This is a genomic window from Pelagicoccus albus (assembly GCF_014230145.1).
GTDB classification, from domain to species: Bacteria; Verrucomicrobiota; Verrucomicrobiia; order Opitutales; family Opitutaceae; genus Pelagicoccus; species Pelagicoccus albus.
The window spans coordinates 308,583-326,341 of sequence record NZ_JACHVC010000001.1 but is presented as its reverse complement, the minus strand read 5'-3'; the positions used below and the strand labels follow the sequence as shown (position 1 = coordinate 326,341).

Genomic DNA, 17,759 nt, shown 5'->3' with positions numbered 1-17,759 from the left:
CGCGTTTTTTGTGCCTATTTGCCTCGGGAGTTGAGCACTTCCGAAATCGCCTGCACAAAAGTGTCCGATTCGCTTTCGATTCGCTCCACCAAATCCTCGATCTCAAAAACCTTCCCACCCTCGCAAAGCGGCAAAGCTGATTCTGTAATCAAGTAAAGCTTGCGAGCTCCCAGAGCGGCAGCCGAGCCTTTCATCTGATGGATCACGTCATAGGCATCTGATCCGTTTTTGTCGGCGATCGCTTTTTCTAACTCCTCTAACAATCGAGGCGTCTCGGACAGATAAAGCTCGAACAGCCTTCTCAACAAAGGTCGACCGTTCCTGTCGCGTAGCAACAATTCCTCGATCCTTGTTTGGTCGTAGACCACCTCTCCTGAGACATCGATGAGCATCCTATGAAAAAAGGCTCTTTTAATACCGTTGGCGAGCGTCAAGCGCACTCTTCAAAGTGCCCGAGTCCGCATAAAGCACCGATGCTCCACTTGGCAGCCCAAAACCGATACGGGTCACTTCCACCGACTCAGTTTTAACTAAGTCGGTTAGGTAATGGCAGGTGGCCTCGCCTTCTACGTCATTGGGCAACGCTAAGATAAGCTCCTTCACCCCTTCCTCTGCTATTCTTGCTTCAAAGTTTGATAGGTTCAGGCGATCCGGTCCGATCCCGTTTATCGGTGAAAGCTTTCCGTGCAGCACGTGGTAGCGACCTCGGTAAGCGCCCGACTTTTCAATCGCCATTAGATCACTCACATGCTCCACCACGCACAAGGAGCCACTATCGTCCCTACGCGAGTCCTCGCAGATCGAGCAACGCTCCTCCTCGCAAACGTTCCCGCAATTCGAGCAGCTACGGACCCGCTCCCGGGCAAAAGTGATCGCATCACTGAGCGTCTGAGCCGCTCCTGGATTTTCCAAAAGCAAATGGATCGCCATTCGTTCGGCAGAGCGAAGCCCCACACCGGGCAGTCGCTTCAACTCTTTCTGCAAAGCCTCAAACGCAGGTGTCATAAATCTGCAGCGAACAGGATCCCTACATCAAGCCAGGCATGCTAAAGCCTTGGGTCGCCTTGGCCATCTGCTCTTCGTTAAAAGCCTTGGACTTGGCAGTCGCTTCTTTAACTGCCTCCAGGAGAGTTTCTTCGACCAAGCTCGCCTCTTCCTTCAGAAGCTCAGGGTCAATCTTCAGAGATAGAAACTCGCTCTGGCCATTGATCTTGATCACGACTGCGCCTCCACCACTAGAGATCTCTAGTTCCGCTTTGGTTAGCTCTTCTTGAGCGCTTTCGATCTTCTTCTGCATCTTTGCAGCCTGCTTCATCAATTTGCCTACACCGGCCATAATTCAATCCTCTCTTTGCGGTTATGGGGTTTTCGTTACACGAAAATCAGCCGCGAAACCTGCCTCAGGCATCGCCCTCCGTCAACTCCTATCCCCGCTCCATCAAATCGCCAAATCCTAATCGATAGTCGCTGAAGCGCGGCCGCCAGCCTGTGGTTTCGCAAATAAGGGTGTTCCTTATACGCCGATTTGCGGGCCGGCCGGATTCACCTAAGCGACGAGCAGACCTGCCACTCTGATCTGCCTGGCCAGTGAAGACCGGAACCTCTAGGCCGAGCTCGCCCGCCAGCCAAGAAACAAGCTCCTGTTTCAAAACGGGCCGGTCGTCCACAACCCCATAAACGCCAGCCAAATCTCCCTCCAGGGAGAAGCAGGACCAAATTGCGGACACCACATCTTCAATTCGTACGAGATTCAAAAAATAGTCTCCCCAGCCGGGCAGCTCCTTGGGCGAATCTGATAGGCGATTGAGCAACAGATGACGTCCGGGACCGTAGAGACCGGCCAACCTCAGGACCACCTTACTCGTCGTTGGCATGCCCTCTAGGAAGACGCGTTCCGACTCCCTCACGATTTCGCCCCGTTCGTTCCCGGGCAGCGGAGCGCTCACTTCATCAACCCAATCTCCTCCGGCGTCGCCGTAGGCGCTCACGCTACTCGTGTAAACCGCTGTACCTGCGAAGCCGTATCCTTTCGCCCAAGCGCAAAACGACTTGTTTCCGTCCACATAGGACTGCCGGTAGCCTGCTAAGCCCCCGCCGGCAGAACTTACGCAATTGACCGCAAAATCGACATCCTCTCCCGCCACCTCATGCCAAGCCGAGTCGTCAACCATTCCGCAAAACGTTTCCGCCCCCGTTTTCTCCAACTCTCTAAGCGTATCCGGATTTCTAGACACGGCGAGAACTTGCATTCCCACATTCAAGGCTTCCTCGACTAGGAACCGACCCAAATATCCATACCCCAGTACGAGCAACCGCTTCCCGGAAAAATCCTTCATTCCCCTTTCTCCTCTAGGCCAAACCGACATGCAAGAAAATCGTAAGGAGCGAATTCTCCAACAAAAAGAGCGTACCCATTTCTGGATACGCTCTAACAAAAACTGAGATCAGCTAGTTAGCCGACTTTTCAACGCCGTTTTCTTGCAACTCTACTTCGGACTTCGATTCGACGCTCGGCTCCTTCGGCAAAACCGAAGATTCAATCATCTTGGAAATCCCCTCCGCTGAGCTGGAATCGATTCCAAGCTCGGCTAGGATCTTGTCTATCACCGGCAGTTGCATCCGATAGTTTAGCATGGCATCCGTGAGTTGATTCGGAATGGAACCTCCACTGCTCGCAACGCCATTGGCCCCACCTGAACCTCCGCCTCCAAATCCGTTTGCTTGAAGAATCTTGATGCTATCGATCTGCTTCATCGGCTCCGTGTAGGCCGCTACAATTTCAGGAGCGATCTTGGCAATGAGCGTGCGCAGCTCGAACTCTACGATCTTCCCATCCAAGATGTTTTTCGCCGTATTGATCGCTTGGAGACCGTGGGCCTCCACTTCTAGCCGCTTGTTGTCCGCTTCCGCTACTATCTTTATCTTCTCCGCCTCTGCCTTGGCTTCGGTCAATACTGCGTCCGCCCGATCCACCGCTGCTTGCTTTTCAGCTTCGGCCGAGATCGTAACGCTCAATGCCAGCTTCTCGGCCTCTTCTTTAGCTCTGATCAATTGAATCTGCTTTTCTCTTTCCGCAATGGTGGTCTCCTTAACCGTCAGCACGTTTTCCTCTTCCCGCACGAAACCGGATCGCGCCTTCGCTGCTTCGGCTTCAGCCTTGGACTTCTCCTCGGACTTTTTCGCCACGATGATCGAAGCTTCCTGATTCTTAATTTCCACCGAGCGTTTCGACTCAATGTCTCGCTCGTCGATGGCTCGCTTAGACTCGATTTCCGATTCGCGCACAGCTCGGTCGGATTCAATGCGAGCTTGCTCTGCCTCTCTCTTACGTTCGGCGGCTTCGGACTTGATTTTCGCATCCTGCTGAGCGCGAGCGACCTCGATATCGCGCTGCTGCTCCAAGCGGGCGAACTCTTCGGAGCGCTTGATTTCCAGACTCCGTTTCTCGGCATCGAGGTTCTGCGTTTCAATCTTGATACGGGTCTCTTGCTCGATTCGATTCCGCTCCTCGCGCTTGGACTCGGTAATGTCCGTCAACTTGGCCAAACCTTGGGCGTCGAAGGCGTTTGTTTCCTTGAAATATTCTTTCCCAGTCTGATCGAGCGCCGTCAACGAAACCGTTTCGAGCTCAAGTCCGTTTTTGAGCAAGTCCTCGCTCAACGCGTTTTGTACCGTCTGAATAAAATCGGCTCGCTGCTCGTGCAAATCCTGCATCGATAGTCCCGCAGCCACAGCTCTCAAAGCATCCACAAACTTACCCTGCAGCAGCTCCTTGAGCTTGTCCGGGTTCATCGTGCGTTCGCCGAGCGTTTGAGCTGCCTTCGCGATAGTCTCCGTCTCCGGTTTCACGCGGAGGTAGAATTCCGCCGTCACGTCGACACGCATTCGGTCCAAGGTGATAAGACCTTCCTCGTTTTTGCGATCCACCTGCAAGCGCAGCGTACGCAGATTGACAGGAATGATCTCATGGAAAACGGGCCATTTCAGACAACCTCCATCCAGGATAACTTTCTCTCCGCCGAAGCCGGTTCGCACGAAAGCGACTTCTTTGGTGGCACGTTTATAGAAACGCGACAGAATGAACAGGAAGGTCAAAAATAGGACAAGACCTAGGGTGATTGGGAGAAGCAGTTCTATTTGCATCAGTGGTAACAATGAGGGGGTTAAAGGAGGCATTCGTCGGGCTCTACCACGAGGAAAAGCCCTCCCGAAACTTTCTTGATGACCAAGACTCGGTCGCCTTTCGAGAAGGCCTTCTCAGCATCGTCGGAGATCACGCGTATGTAGTGAGTTTTGTCGTCCGGAGCATCGACTCTCGCTTCTGCCGGACGTTCGCTAGTCGCAGTGCCAATCGTTACAGTCGCTAGGCAGCCAACATACGCGTCAGAGGAAATCGAATACGACTCATCCTTAGGCAACCAGCGGGCCATAAACGCATTGCTGATACGGAGGATCGGCAAACTAACGAGAAAAGCGAGGGGCGACGCGAGAGCCCAATGGAGCATCGGCAAACCGAGTCGGACTAAGGCTAATTGCCCGTAAATCCCGATCAGGGAAAACGAGAACAAGAAAACAATCAGGGTAAAAACAAAGGGAACCTTCCCCAGCCTGAGCATCGAAAGGATGCTATCTACGACCCCAACACTCTCTACCTCCGGAACATCAATTTCAATATCCGGCAACAAGTTATCCAAGAATCCAAAAGGCTCCAAGCCTACTACAAAACTGAGGGCCTGAACCATGAAGATCAGCAGAAAGAGCCCTAGTGCGATGGCGAACAGCGTGTTTTGCGGCGATAAAATGTGGTCGATCATAGTCTAGCCATATGACCTGCTATCGCAGTGTAGCCGTCCTGCCTCGGAGTATCAGCCGTAGCCAGATCACATCGGAAACAAACGACGAAGGGGTCGCCGATATCGAAGAGGGGCAGTGAATTTGGGTGGGACAAAACAACGGGGATTTAAGGTCTCAACAAATCCAAGCCATTTTTGGTGGTCAATAATTTTCAGGATACACAAAGCGTAATTTCGCTTAGTCTCGTTTCACTCAACACTTATCCTGATATTCCAAATCTGGAAATCTAATGAAATTCAGAAAACCTTGGCAGTCGCGGCAGCAAAACCACCAAGAGACACGTCTTGCCGAGATATCATCATCACAAAAAGAAGATACACGGAAGTGAAACGACATCTAAGTTCATCCAGCAGCCCCACCGCATACCGCGACTTCGGATCTCTAAGCTGCAAAATGGGTTGCTTGCACAGGTGAGCGTGCGACAAATAAAGCATATGTCAGATCAGCAAACACGCGTCCTGGTCCTCGTTTTCGACGGTATCGAGGAAATCGAGGCTCTCACGCCAGTCGATATCCTGAGGCGAGCCGAAATGGATGTCACCGTCGCTAGCGTCAGCTCAGAGCTATCCATTACTGGCCGTAACCAGATCAACTTTTCAGCGGACACCTCTATTGCGGAACTCGACCCCACTTCCTTCGATCTGGTCGTACTTCCCGGTGGACCTGGAGTCTTACAGCTCCTCGACAACGAGCCCTTGCGCAAAATCCTCGTAAAGCAGAACCAGTCAGGTAAACGGGTGGCCGCCATCTGCGCCGCCCCGAAAGTGTTAGCTAAACACGGCATTCTCGAAGGTCGCGAGGCGACATCCCACCTTTCAGTGCGGGGTGACCTGCCATCCGCAAGCGAAGCTCCGGTTGTCACGGATGGAAATGTTACCACCTCCCAAGGCATGGGAACCGCAGTCGAATTCTCTCTCGAACTCGTTAAACAACTCAAGGGAGCCACCGCGGCCCAAGATATCGCGGCATCCATTCACACGAATTTCTAAAACCCCGACATGACTAAAACATACGATTTCATCGCCATCGGAGGCGGATCAGGCGGATTCAACGCAGCTCGCGTGGCAAGAGGTTACAGCGACAGCGTTGCCGTGATAGACGGAGCGGAAGAGCTGGGAGGACTCTGCATCTTGCGGGGCTGCATGCCTTCGAAAACCTTGATCTACTCGGCCGAAGTCCTTCATCTCGCCCAAAACGCGAAAAAATTCGGCCTGAACATCCCAGAGGCGACGGTCGATATGACTGCCCTGCATAAACGCAAGGTAGAGACCATAAAGGATTTTTCCGACTACCGAGTCGAATCAATGACTTCCGGAAAATACGACCTCTACCGTTCTTTCGCCAAGTTCATTGATGGCAACACCATCGAACTAAGCGATGGCACTCGCTTAACCGGCAAGAAATTCATTATCGGGACCGGATCAAGCGTATCCATTCCTGCAGTACCTGGTCTCAACGATTCTGAAATCTGGACTAGCGACCAAGTGCTGGATCTCGATTTCCTCCCTCAATCCGTAATCGTTCTTGGAGGTGGTGTAGTCGCCTGCGAGCTCGCTCAATTCCTCAACCGAGTCGGCACCAAGGTCACTCAAATTCAACGCAGCCCGCACATCCTGAAAGATCAGGCTGAAGACGTTTCCAGAACCGTTGAAAAAGCGTTCCGAGACGAAGGGCTCGATCTTTACACCGGCACCACGCTGAAGAGCGTGGAGAAGACAGGCAAAGGATTTACCGCTGTATTCGACCACGAAGGACAAGAAAAATCAGTGACAGCAAATTACGTTGTCAATGCGATGGGCCGCAGGCCCAATACCGCAAATCTCGGTCTGGAAAAAGCCGGTGTCGCCTTGCTCCCCAACGGCCAGATCAAGACCGATGAGCATCAGCGTACCACCAATCCAGACATCTATGCCGCGGGAGACTGTGCTGGACCGTTCGAAATCGTTCACACCGCTGTATTGCAGGGTGAATACGCGGCAAGGCACGCCTTTGGCAAACCGGGCCCCGGCCCCTTAAACTACGACCACATGCTGGATGTAGTGTTCACAGATCCTCAAGTCGCTCGCGTCGGCCTGACAGAAAAGGCTCTGAAGGAACGCGGTATTGACTACATCGCCGCGGATTACCCTTTCGACGATCACGGCAAGTCGATCCTCATGGAAGCGAAGTATGGATTCGTTCGCATTTTTGGCGAAAAACCAAGCGGACGCATCTTGGGTGCCGAGATCGTATCCAAAGATGCGGGAGAGCTGATCCATGCGCTATCCGTAGCGGTTTCCAACAACCTCACTGCGGCCGATTTGCTGAAGACGCATTGGTACCATCCTACCCTTGCGGAGATCATGAGCTACCCGCTCGAAGACATCGTCGACGAACTGTAGTCGCCCGCACAAAATCCGAACAGAAAGAGCACGATGAGGACAATATTCATAACCGGCGTATCCAGAGGGCTAGGACGTGCCCTAGCACAAACCCTCTCAGACGAAAACACTCGCATCGTGGGTTTCGGACGTGGGCAGGGAGATTTCCAAGGCATCTTTCACAGCTGCGATTTCACAAAACCGCAATTGGCTGATTCCATCATCGACACCGCTCTGGCCGAAGAAGACCTGCAGAGCTCTGACTCAATAATCTTCATCGCCAATGCAGGCCGCCTTGGGCAGCTCAACACAGCTCAAAACCTGGACGCCTTCGACATCGAACAAACAATCGCCACAAACCTGTCTGGCTCTGCCGTCGCCGCCTCCGCCTTTTTGCGTCACACACAAGATCTAGACGTACCCAAAGTCTTCGTACAGATTTCCAGCGGAGCTGCTTTGCCCGAAAAAGCGAAGGCGAGTTGGTCGCTCTACTGCGCCTCTAAAGCAGGACAGGAGCAACTGGTCCGGACCATCGCAGCGGAGCAGGCGACAGCTAAGTACCCAGCCACATTCATCAACCTGAATCCAGGCGTCATGGAAACCTCCATGCAGGAGCAAATCCGCAATGTGCCGCCTGAGGTCTTTCCGGACGTTGCTCGCTTCATTAAACTCAAAGAGGACGGACTCGTCCCAGGGCCAGAAGCGGTCGCCCAAAAGATCAAGGACCTTCTGAGCGATGCGACTACCTTGAAAAACGGCGAAACCTATAGCGTCGCCTAACCTATATTTAACTACACCCATTTTATGACATCAGAACCAAAAGCTCCCGAATTCCTTCTCGAATTGCTCGAAGCCAAAAGCCCTTCCGGGGCAGAGCAACAATCGCAGGCCGTATACGACAAATACGTCAAACCCGTTGCAGACGTTTATAAGAAGGACACCATCGGGAACCGTATTGGAATTTTGAATCCAGAGAACGACACCTCGGTACTTTTCGCCGGACACCTGGACGAGCTCGGGTTGCAGATCAACTACGTCGACGAAAATGGATTCCTCTACTTCAACACACTTGGAGGTCACGACCGCATTGTCATCTCTGGCCGACGCGTCTTGATCCAAACAAGAAACGGCATAGTAAAGGGCGTCACCGGAAAACGTGCGGTGCACCTGATGGATGCCAAGGATCGCGAAAAGGTCCCTCAGATTCACGAAATGTGGATCGACATCGCAGCCGAAGACAAAGAGGAAGCCCTTTCCCGAGTGCAGATCGGAGACGTGGCGACCTACGACCACGAGTTCGAATTCTTGCACGGTACAGTAGCTACAGCGCGTGCCTTCGACAACAAGGGCGGCTCCTACATCGTCGGCGAGGCCCTTCGACGCCTCTCCAAGGAGAAGGCCGATCTGCAGGCTAAGGTTATCTCAGTCGCCAACGCCCAAGAAGAGGTCGGTGTTCGCGGAGCCATGATATCCGCCTTCAACGCGGCCCCAACTTTTGCCGTGGCCGTAGACGTCGGTCATGCCACCGACCATCCCGACTGCGACAAGCGCAAGTTTGGAGAATTCAAGCTTGGAAGTGGACCGATCATTACGCGAGGGCCGAATATTAACCCGATCGTCTACCAGAAGCTGATAGATGCCGCCGAGGCTAACGATATCCCTTACCAGCTCGAGGGTGACCCACGCCCAACTGGAACTGATGCCCGAGCCATTCAGGTTGCCGGACCAGGCGTTGCGACCGGACTCATCTCCCTGCCTCTTCGCTACATGCACACTCCAAGCGAAGTGATCGATCTGCAGGACGCCGAGTACTGTATCCAACTTCTCTGCGCCTTCGCCAAGGGCTTGAAAGATGGCGAAAACGGAAACTGGTAGCAATCGTTCCGATAGCCTGCCGATTTAAAATCGGCGGTCTACACACTTCGATAAGGAGGAGACTTGGCAGCGTCATAGACCGGCTAGTCTCCTCTTTTTTTGCCTCTCGCTAAGCGTCAGTAGCATAAAAAGCAGGCAAGCCTCCCTTAACCAAGCTACACCCTACAGTTGGAACGGGTTGTGCTAAAACTGCTTTGTACATGCCAGTTTCAAAGTTCGAACAAGTCGCTCCACTTGGCAGTTCCAAGCCACTAGCTAAAAAGGGAGGAAAAATCTGAACCCTCACGTCACAAAGCTAGAACTTTCCGTCAATGGAAACCCAGTTAGCAAAGAGGTGGAACCTCGGACCCTGCTGAGCGATTTCCTTCGGCACGAGCTGTCTCTCACCGGCACACACGTCGGCTGTGAACAAGGGGTCTGCGGTGCCTGCACTGTGCTCATGGATGGCCTTCCCGCTCGCTCCTGCCTAACGCTGGCAATCCAATGCCAAGGCGTCGAGATCACCACAGTAGAGGGTTTGGCTGAAGCGAATGGTGGCGAGCTGACGCCATTGCAAAAGAGCTTCCAAGATTGCCACGCCTTGCAATGCGGATTCTGCACCCCAGGCATCTTGATGACCTTGACCGCTTTCCTAAAACGCAATCCCGAGGCGACCGAGGAAGAGATCCGCATGGAGTTGGCAGGAAACCTCTGTCGCTGCACTGGCTACCAAAACATCGTGAAGGCCGCCCTAGCAACTCTAGGTCGCGCCAGCGAAATCGCAGAGAAATCGCAATGAAGCCGCATTCCTTTGGCCAAAGAAGCCGGCGATTGGAGGACCCGAAACTATTAGCTGGAAAAGCTCTCTTCGTGGACGATGTGCAACGTCCCGAAATGCTACATCTCTGCTTCGTCCGAAGCCCCTATGCCCACGCTCGTATTCGATCTATCGACACAAAGTCGGCTAGGGCACTCGATGGTGTGTGCGGAGTATTTACCGCCGAGGATATGGGCGATACCTACAAATCTGGCCCACTGATCGTTCCCCCTCCCCCGATTCAGGATCTCGTTTTTCGCCAGAGAACCCAGTGGCCAATGGCGAGCGACAAAACTCGCTACGCCGGGGAACCGGTGGCGGTTGTGGTGGCGGAGAGTCGCTACATTGCAGAAGATGCGGCGGAACTGGTTGAGGTTGAATACGAACCACTCGCCCCTGTAGTCGGTTTCCAAGACTCGCTCAGCGAGAACGCTGCCCTTATCCACGAGGATCTGGATAGTAATCTGGCAGCAGAAGCGTTGCAGCAAAAAGGCGACTACGATAAGAACGTTAGTTCGGCAGATCTCATCGTGTCAGACGTTTTCCACTACGAGCGCCCCTTGGCCGCTTCTATGGAGAACCGAGGCTACGTGGCCGAATACGATTTTCACACCGAAAAGATGACAGTGTGGGCAACCACACAGGCGCCTATTCCGCTGCGTAACTTGCTCGCCGATTACCTTGGATTGAGAGAGGGGCAAGTGGAAGTCGTCGCCCCTTTTATCGGTGGAGGTTTTGGTCCCAAGATCATGATCATGTACTCGGAAGAGATGGTAATCGGGTGGCTGAGCCTGAAGCTAAAACGTCCAATCAAGTGGATCGAAGACCGAACCGAGAATTTCGTGGCAACCACTCAGGAGCGAGGTCAGGTGCATCATGCTGAAATGGCTCTCACAGCTGACGGAGTGATCATCGGCGTGAAGGACGACTTCATCCACGACACGGGAGCTTACAACCCCTATGGATTAACCGTTCCCCTAAACAGCCAATGCACCCTGCTCGGACCGTATAAGGTCCCGCACTACAAGAGCCGTTTCAAAGCTGTTTATACCAATAAAACTCCGGTCACTCCCGTTCGCGGAGCGGGACGTCAACATGGAGTTTTCACCATGGAGCGCCTTTTGGACAAAGCGGCGAAAAAGCTAAACCTAAGCCCTCACGAGATACGCCGTAGAAACTTCCTGAAGCCAGACGACTTCCCCCATAAGCACGGTATTATCTACCAAGACTTTTCAGCCTTAACTTATGACAGCGGCAACTACGAGCCAGCTCTCGACCTCGCTCTCGAACATATTGGATACGAATCTTTCAAACAGAAAGAACAAGCCGACTATCTCGCTCAAGGACGGCGAGTGGGCATCGGATTGGCCGCCTACGTGGAAGGCTCGGGAATAGGTCCATACGAAGGAGCTCGAGTCACAGTGGGTAGCGATGGGTCAGTAGCCGTAGCAACAGGAATAGGCACACAAGGGCAAGGGCACTTCACAGTCTTCGCTCAGATCGTAAGGGAACAACTCGGAGTGCCGCTTGAAATGATCCGTGTCACTACCGGGGATACGCGAATTTTCCATTGGGGGACCGGCACCTTCGCTAGTCGAGGGGCTGTGGTCGGCGGCAACGCCTGTCACGCGGCTGCCCAAGCTGTCAGAAGCAAGATTCTACAAATGGCCGCCTTGAAGTGGAACGTTCCTGCAGGGTCACTGGAGCTGTCAGACGGCTTTGTGCAGGTGGTCAATGACCCAACTCGAAAAATGGGTCTTGGCGAGCTCGCTCGCGAGGCGAACCCGTTACGGGGAGCGGTGCCACCCGATGCGGAACCGGGGCTTGAAGCGACTCGCTACTTCGGCCCAGAGATGGGCGCTACTGCCAACGGAGTGCATGCGGCGATCGTTGAGATCGACCCCAATACCTACGAAATAAAAGTGCTTCGCTACGTGATCGTACACGACTGCGGCAAAGTGATAAACCCAATGATCTTGGAGGGTCAGATCCTCGGCGGTTTCTCAATGGGGCTCGGGCACGCTTTGTATGAAAGCCTCAACTACGATTCCCAAGGAGTACTCAGCGGGACCAATCTACACGATTACATGATGCCAACGGCCCCCGACATGCCGGAGGTGGTTACTGATCACGTAGAGACCCCTGCGACTAAAAATCCCTTGGGAGTAAAGGGAGCAGGCGAAGCGGGAACGATCCCAGTGAGCGCTGTCATTGCCCAGGCAGTGGATGACGCATTTTCCGAACAAGACCTCTACATTCGAAAGATCCCCTTAACTCCCTCCCTCCTCTTCTCAAATCTCCGTGAAACCTCCACCCTTTGAATACATAAGACCGGATTGTCTCGAGGAGGCGTTGCAGTTGCTTTCCGCCCATTCGGGCGAGGCTCGAGTTCTCGCGGGCGGCCAGAGCCTAATCCCCCAACTTAATCTTCGCACAATCCGGGTCAAAAAGTTGATCGACGCGAATGGGATTGAGGAACTGTTCGGTGTTTCTGTATCAGACGGATACCTACATATTGGAGCTATGACAAGGCAGGTTGATTTAGAAGAAGATAGCGCCATTAAAGGATACTTCCCGGAATTCCTAGAATTGCTTCCCAGCCTTGGATTTTCATCAACTCGCAACCGAGGTACCGTGGGAGGATCGATCGCGTTTGCAGATCCAGCCGCCGAGCTTCCCGCTTTGGCCCTCGCCTTGGAAGGCGAGGTTAAATTGCAGTCTCAAAGAACTGGGACCCGCATCCTTAGCGTTGAGGACTTTCTGGTTGGTCCTTTCAAAACAGTTGCTCAGCCGGACGAGATGTTGACGGGGATTCGACTTCCGCTCCGATCGGCACTTCCTCGATCATTTGTCCGAGAGGTCAATCTGAGAAGCCTAGGCCGAGCTGCAGCCGGAATCATTGCTCTCGCCCCCGATGGGGAAACTCCAACCGCAACGCTTTTCGCCTGGGCTGACAGACCTCGCAAAATAGCAATCCGACCTCCTCAAGACCACTTGGAATCGACCGCAGAGCAGTGGCTCGAATCCTGCGGTCTTTCAGCAGACTCCCCTAGCTGGCAAGACGACGCCCATGGATCAAAAGCCTACCGCATCCACGTATTTGCTTCGCTACTACAGGAAGCGGCTACCGCGTTGGCACTCGTCTAAACTAAGCTTTAATTGGAGCAAAGGTGTAGTTCACCGCCACTCGAGGCGTAAGGTCGAGACACCTTCGGTACGTTTCGTCGTTCTCAAACTTGATGCGATCAAGCCAGCGAGCGAGAAAACAAAAACTGACTTCGGGCAAGGCAAATGGATACGGATCGACAGTATAGCGAAAATCCCCAGACCATTTGAATTCTAGCCGAGTCCGCCCTCCCGAATAGTTCGTCGGAGTAGGTTCGATGACAAAGTCGCCCTGCTCGTATTTGCTCAAAAGAATTCCTAAACGATCCCACACCTGCAGCAAATGGTAATTGGTCCAAAAGGATTCATCTTCCAAGTACTCCGCGTGCGAGCTCTTTAAGTCCGATTTCAGGACAGACTGGTAGCACTCTTCTCGATCGATGTAATCGTCGATAATTTTCTCGTCTCTCGCAGTGGTGCGACGGCGAATCATAGTCTGATCAGTACCGTGGCGCATATTGTAGATTCCCATCCCGTGAAGAGAGACCATCAGCCCCGCATAAGAATCCCTCGAACCCACTTGTCTCGCACCTTCCGCGTAAAGCGAGGTGTGTCGGTCATACGGTAGATTCGCGAAGTCATAGGGGACTCCGTCGTGTTTCAAAATTCCCTGATGGTCCTCCCGTACCCAGACATGATCGTGCTCGGCAGCCGCAAGAATCATCGACCGCAATGGTTCGGGCCTGTCGAAATCCGAATTCCCCCACATCGCGGCGATCTGGCCTACTAGGTTACTATGGTCGGATTGAGTGGTAAAAAACCAGCGGTCTGCAACCTGCGTAATAAACATAGACACCCACTGTTAGCAACTGACGTGCCGGAAACCCTTTACTTTCGCATTACCATCCGAAAATTTACCTAGAAATGGAGCAAAGCGATTGCCACTTCAGCAGCCCCTAGTTAGCTCCTGCGTAAAGGCAACCGGAGCACGGAAGCCTGTATTATCGATGTCCTCCCCCGATCCACTCATTCCCCTACCCAAGAGCATTGAATTACTCAGTGAATACGACGCCGTGGTCATTCGCAGGACTTGGAAAAGCGCAGTCGCCTACTTCCTTCTGCTATTCAGCTTGTTCTGGAATGGATTCATGGTGGTGTGGATGGGCATCGCCCTCAGCAAGGGCGAATGGATGATGGCCGCTTTCGGATCTATTCATGCCACCGTGGGGCTAGCACTCATCTACTACACAGTCGCGCTCTTTTTGAACAAAACAGACGTCCGGATCGATGGATACACGCTCAGTATCAAGCACTACCCGGTACCTACCTTCGGAAACAAAAGCGTACCCGTAGAATCAATCCGGCAAGTCTACAGCACAGAAAAGATCACGCGCGGAAAAAACGGCACCAACGTCACCTACCAGATCCACTACCTTGATCAGGACAATCGCCAAGCAAAGCTCCTATCGGGCTTGAGCCAAGCAGAGCAAGCCCACTTCATCGAAGCCGAGATAGAGAAAACGCTCGGCATAAAAAATCGCCCCGTTCAGGGCGAAATGCGAAAATAGCAATTCGGTAACTCGCCATTCAAAGAGGCGAAGAACCTGCCCCCTAAAACCCGATGGGGAGGATACCTCCCTCTTTGACCATTTTGATATAGTCCTCTGTCGGCCGATCCGCAGAGGGAGTGCTTGGGTCAGTAGCCAAACGCTCGAGCTCCGCCACATAGGATTGATGGATATCTTCCCATGCTCCGGTCTCCTTCATGTTTTTGAGAGCTGCGGACAGCTTTGCCTTAGGGCGTCCTTGTTCATCCAAGGGGGGTGGCAAAGCTGAACTGCGGATGAAGGCAAGAAGTTGGCGGTTGTGCCCAGCCAGTTGTTCTAAACGATCGTACTCGGCTTGGATACGCTGCCTGATCTTCGGATGCGTATTCGGATTATCGAGAATCCGGCTGTAATAACCGAGCTCTTGGAGACGGGCATGACGGTCGAGCTGTCTCACAACGAGCTTATCAGTAGTAACGGTTTCTGGAACAGTCGTTCGGGGAGCTTCCTTAGGCTTTGCCACAAACGATCGATTGGGAACCTCTCTAAATTTACCTGTAGAGCGAACATGATCGGAATCCGCGTCTTCCAAATTTTCCGTTGAAACATCCGCTTCTGCCAAGTCATCCGCGTATCGACTATAATAGGACAATGCCGAGGCGATCACGATTCCGGACAGAACGAGTGACCATGGGCTGCGCCAAAACTGGCTAACTGTTGCGACTATTCCTTGAGACATTGATCTAAACTAGTGCCAACCTGAGAATTGGATTTCGTTGCTGAGCGAGGGCGTAAAAGGTGGAGGATCGGTCAAAAAACGAGTATCGTAAAAACGGTGGGTCTTGTACCCATTTAGCATACCCTCGGTGAAGCTGAAGTTGCCAAACGGATACACTTTGCCGCCGATCATGCTCCCCGTGAAATAGAGATTACCGCGCACCCCATACTTGTCGTAGTCCTTGAGTCCGATATAGCCCGACGAGTTCAATCCCGCCGCCATCAAGCCCGCCTGCAGAATCATATCGTTCTTGTCCGTACGATCGATGTAGATGTTCTCTTTCGACGCGATCAGTAGCTTGTCTCCGGAGGTTTCAAGGGCCTGATCGTTATAGATGATGTCCCCCTTTATGGTAGTGTCCTGGGTGGATACAATCGCGAGGTTCCCTTTCAGAATACTGGGGTCCGAGCTTTCGCTAATGGTCACGGTTCCATCGACTTCATTTTTGTTATTGGTGGTCAAATCGTCGTTGACCACGATGACGTCGAGAGACTCGCTGTAGAGCTCATGCCATGATGCGTTCCCAAAGGCGTCTTTATTCTTTATTGCAACAATACCCACTTCCTGGTCACCAACGGTTACCACGTCGAATCGAATCTCCGTTGGCCCCTTCAAGATAATCGCACCATGAGTTGGGATATCGTCATACGAAACATCATCCACCGATATGTCTTCAACGGTAACGCTCAAGGCATTTGAGGCGTTTGCGATCTCGTCGAAATCGACCGAGGCGAGCGCGGGTTTACTGACTTCGGTTCGATAGCCTTCCGAGTAGTCGCTCCAAAAACGCAGGTCGCTGTACTCGTACTCATCTAGGGTAATATCGGGGGAGAGATAAGAAGCATACTCAGGAGTGCCTCCAAACGAGCCGGACAAGGTCTCGTTCACATCTCTGAAGATGGGCCCTTCTTTTTCACCATTAGCAAGACTCGCTCCACTGATGCTTTGAGTTGTCCCCGTCCAAACTTTTCCATCCGTGATGCTGCCGGCGATCCACCACAGATTGTTGAAGTCCTCAAAATAGAGCCCGTACTCCATGTAAGTGGGACGAGTCGCCTTCTCGACCGTAACCGTTCGGCTGATGCCATCCATGGTTGAGACCGAGGTTAATCTGAAGTTTTGGCTCTGCGCGTCCAAGGGAGTCATAGTCACGGTCGCTTCCAGGTCCTCACTCAGCTCGTGAACAAAAACCACCGGAGTCATCCCGTAGTACTTTTCGGAATTTAGTTTGCGGGCGGCTTCCTCTATGCCTGCTTCCGCAGCGTAAAGCACTTGGTCGAGGATGTGCTGTCGCTTGGCAAGCTTGTAGGCATGCAGCGAATCTTTGATCGAAACGGTAGTTAACCCTCCCAGAAAGACGATCATGACCAGCACTGTGATCAAGGCGTTACCTCGCTTGCTGGAGAGTCGGCCGTCACCAGCAAAAGAATACGAATTTGAATTGAGGAGCTTCATTTCCTTTAGTTTCGCAATGCGCACGAAGCTTCGAACATGTGTTCGACTCCGGTTCCGTCTTTCTGCGTTTGCACCCCGATGGCAACGATCGGGTTGTTGTAGACCAGGTAAGAATCGACGACGTTTTCACCAATCACATTACCGTTGAGCGTGATGGTATCCGCGTTCGGATCATATACGAGCGTCTGCTCCTCGATTGCCATATCCGAGGGCACTTCTCTTGTGAATTCGATACCGTGGCGATACACAGCCTGCCAACCGACTGACCCGCTGGAATCAACCTCAGCCGTCGGAACCACAGCAAATGCTATTTTGGATGCAGTGCGAAAGCCCCAGGAGCCCTCTTGTCCGTGGACAAGCTTTTGCACGATCATCGCTGAATCGGTTAGGTTGCGATTACTGGCTTGGTTGAAGACCGCCAAACGGCCTTGCGAGACCATCACGCCCACCATGCCGCCGAAGACCAATCCCGTTATGGCAAGAGCAACGAGAAGCTCCGTCAGCGTAAAACCGGATTTAGTACGTGAACCTCTATTATCCATGAAGCGTACTGCTCATCAAAGTTCTGAGTTCGATCGAAATCGTGTCGCTGCCCGATAGTCCATCCATACGAACCACGATATCCTTGCAGTCTCCATCGGTGCCCGCTCGAACAGACACGGTATACTCGCCCGTGAACCCGCCTCGTGAGATCTCGTAAGTTCCCTCCTGCAAAGCGGCGGATGTGTAGGGTAAGGCGATCAAAGATTCGACCTCGGATCGGGTGTGTTGCAAAAGCTGCATTCGCAAGCGTGCCTCATCGCCCAACTTGCTCGATTGAAGAGAGAGCGAAAAGACGCTGATCATGGCGACGGCCATGATAGTGGACGCAACCATCACCTCTACTAAGGAAAAACCAGAGCGAGAGTTCAGGCTACGCCTCTCTCTGCGGTCCAGAGAGAAAAACTTGCAAACTGAAGACTGAAAAAGTCGGAGCATAAGCTTCTTAT

At 52.9% G+C, this 17,759-nt stretch carries 19 protein-coding genes; 8 read left to right on the top strand and 11 right to left on the bottom strand.

The window, feature by feature from the left end; all coding sequences use genetic code 11:
- Window positions 1–14: 14 nt before the first annotated feature.
- The 6 genes from H5P27_RS01455 to H5P27_RS01430 form a co-directional block, all read right to left on the bottom strand.
- Window positions 15–392 (bottom strand): Hpt domain-containing protein, encoded by a 378-nt coding sequence (locus H5P27_RS01455; RefSeq protein WP_185658603.1) that lies wholly within the window; start codon window positions 390–392, stop codon window positions 15–17.
- Window positions 393–411: 19 nt separating this feature from the next.
- A complete protein-coding gene (gene recR / locus H5P27_RS01450; protein ID WP_185658602.1) occupies window positions 412–1,005 on the bottom strand; it encodes a recombination mediator RecR in 594 nt (197 codons plus the stop codon).
- 22 nt (window positions 1,006–1,027) lie between these two features.
- On the bottom strand, window positions 1,028–1,336 hold the full coding sequence (locus tag H5P27_RS01445) for a YbaB/EbfC family nucleoid-associated protein (protein ID WP_185658601.1): 309 nt from the start codon (window positions 1,334–1,336) through the stop codon (window positions 1,028–1,030).
- 88 nt (window positions 1,337–1,424) lie between these two features.
- On the bottom strand, window positions 1,425–2,336 hold the full coding sequence (locus H5P27_RS01440; RefSeq protein ID WP_185658600.1) for an NAD-dependent epimerase/dehydratase family protein: 912 nt from the start codon (window positions 2,334–2,336) through the stop codon (window positions 1,425–1,427).
- A gap of 112 nt (window positions 2,337–2,448) precedes the next feature.
- Window positions 2,449–4,143 carry a flotillin family protein gene (locus tag H5P27_RS01435; protein ID WP_221774565.1) on the bottom strand — a complete coding sequence of 565 codons (1,695 nt, stop codon included), beginning with the start codon at window positions 4,141–4,143 and terminating at the stop codon, window positions 2,449–2,451.
- A 20-nt stretch (window positions 4,144–4,163) separates the two neighbouring features.
- Window positions 4,164–4,814, bottom strand: a complete 651-nt coding sequence (locus tag H5P27_RS01430; protein ID WP_185658598.1) for an OB-fold-containig protein — start codon at window positions 4,812–4,814, stop codon at window positions 4,164–4,166.
- A 474-nt stretch (window positions 4,815–5,288) separates the two neighbouring features.
- Here H5P27_RS01430 and H5P27_RS01425 point away from each other — a divergent pair, with 474 nt between their 5' ends.
- From H5P27_RS01425 to H5P27_RS01395, 7 genes are all read left to right on the top strand, one after another.
- Window positions 5,289–5,843, top strand: a complete 555-nt coding sequence (locus H5P27_RS01425) for a DJ-1 family glyoxalase III (RefSeq protein WP_185658597.1) — start codon at window positions 5,289–5,291, stop codon at window positions 5,841–5,843.
- A gap of 9 nt (window positions 5,844–5,852) precedes the next feature.
- Complete coding sequence (locus tag H5P27_RS01420; protein WP_185658596.1) at window positions 5,853–7,235, top strand: dihydrolipoyl dehydrogenase family protein; 1,383 nt, start codon at window positions 5,853–5,855, stop codon at window positions 7,233–7,235.
- Window positions 7,236–7,268: 33 nt separating this feature from the next.
- Window positions 7,269–7,994 (top strand): SDR family NAD(P)-dependent oxidoreductase, encoded by a 726-nt coding sequence (locus H5P27_RS01415; protein ID WP_185658595.1) that lies wholly within the window; start codon window positions 7,269–7,271, stop codon window positions 7,992–7,994.
- Window positions 7,995–8,018: 24 nt separating this feature from the next.
- Complete coding sequence (locus H5P27_RS01410; RefSeq protein ID WP_185658594.1) at window positions 8,019–9,089, top strand: M20/M25/M40 family metallo-hydrolase; 1,071 nt, start codon at window positions 8,019–8,021, stop codon at window positions 9,087–9,089.
- A 274-nt stretch (window positions 9,090–9,363) separates the two neighbouring features.
- A complete protein-coding gene (locus tag H5P27_RS01405) occupies window positions 9,364–9,867 on the top strand; it encodes a (2Fe-2S)-binding protein (RefSeq protein ID WP_185658705.1) in 504 nt (167 codons plus the stop codon).
- Window positions 9,864–12,206 (top strand): xanthine dehydrogenase family protein molybdopterin-binding subunit, encoded by a 2,343-nt coding sequence (locus tag H5P27_RS01400; RefSeq protein WP_185658593.1) that lies wholly within the window; start codon window positions 9,864–9,866, stop codon window positions 12,204–12,206. Before H5P27_RS01405 ends, H5P27_RS01400 begins: the two co-directional genes overlap by 4 nt.
- Entirely contained in the window at window positions 12,187–13,032 is an 846-nt protein-coding gene (locus H5P27_RS01395) for an FAD binding domain-containing protein (RefSeq protein WP_185658592.1), read from the top strand. The genes H5P27_RS01400 and H5P27_RS01395 overlap by 20 nt, the downstream gene beginning before the upstream one ends.
- Window position 13,033: 1 nt before the next feature.
- Here the strand turns inward: H5P27_RS01395 and H5P27_RS01390 are convergent, their stop codons facing one another.
- A complete protein-coding gene (locus H5P27_RS01390) occupies window positions 13,034–13,840 on the bottom strand; it encodes a DUF3891 family protein (RefSeq protein ID WP_185658591.1) in 807 nt (268 codons plus the stop codon).
- A gap of 157 nt (window positions 13,841–13,997) precedes the next feature.
- Here H5P27_RS01390 and H5P27_RS01385 point away from each other — a divergent pair, with 157 nt between their 5' ends.
- Entirely contained in the window at window positions 13,998–14,558 is a 561-nt protein-coding gene (locus H5P27_RS01385; protein WP_185658590.1) for a hypothetical protein, read from the top strand.
- Between the two features lie 43 nt (window positions 14,559–14,601).
- Here the strand turns inward: H5P27_RS01385 and H5P27_RS01380 are convergent, their stop codons facing one another.
- The 4 genes from H5P27_RS01380 to H5P27_RS01365 are packed head-to-tail and all read right to left on the bottom strand — an operon-like array spanning window position 14,602 to window position 17,748.
- Window positions 14,602–15,276: a hypothetical protein gene (locus H5P27_RS01380; protein WP_185658589.1), complete on the bottom strand. Its 675-nt coding sequence runs from the start codon at window positions 15,274–15,276 to the stop codon at window positions 14,602–14,604.
- Between the two features lie 9 nt (window positions 15,277–15,285).
- Window positions 15,286–16,770: a hypothetical protein gene (locus H5P27_RS01375; protein ID WP_185658588.1), complete on the bottom strand. Its 1,485-nt coding sequence runs from the start codon at window positions 16,768–16,770 to the stop codon at window positions 15,286–15,288.
- 5 nt (window positions 16,771–16,775) lie between these two features.
- Window positions 16,776–17,312 (bottom strand): PulJ/GspJ family protein, encoded by a 537-nt coding sequence (locus H5P27_RS01370; protein ID WP_185658587.1) that lies wholly within the window; start codon window positions 17,310–17,312, stop codon window positions 16,776–16,778.
- Window positions 17,305–17,748, bottom strand: a complete 444-nt coding sequence (locus tag H5P27_RS01365; protein WP_185658586.1) for a type IV pilus modification PilV family protein — start codon at window positions 17,746–17,748, stop codon at window positions 17,305–17,307. The genes H5P27_RS01370 and H5P27_RS01365 overlap by 8 nt, the downstream gene beginning before the upstream one ends.
- Between the last annotated feature and the right edge of the window lie 11 nt (window positions 17,749–17,759).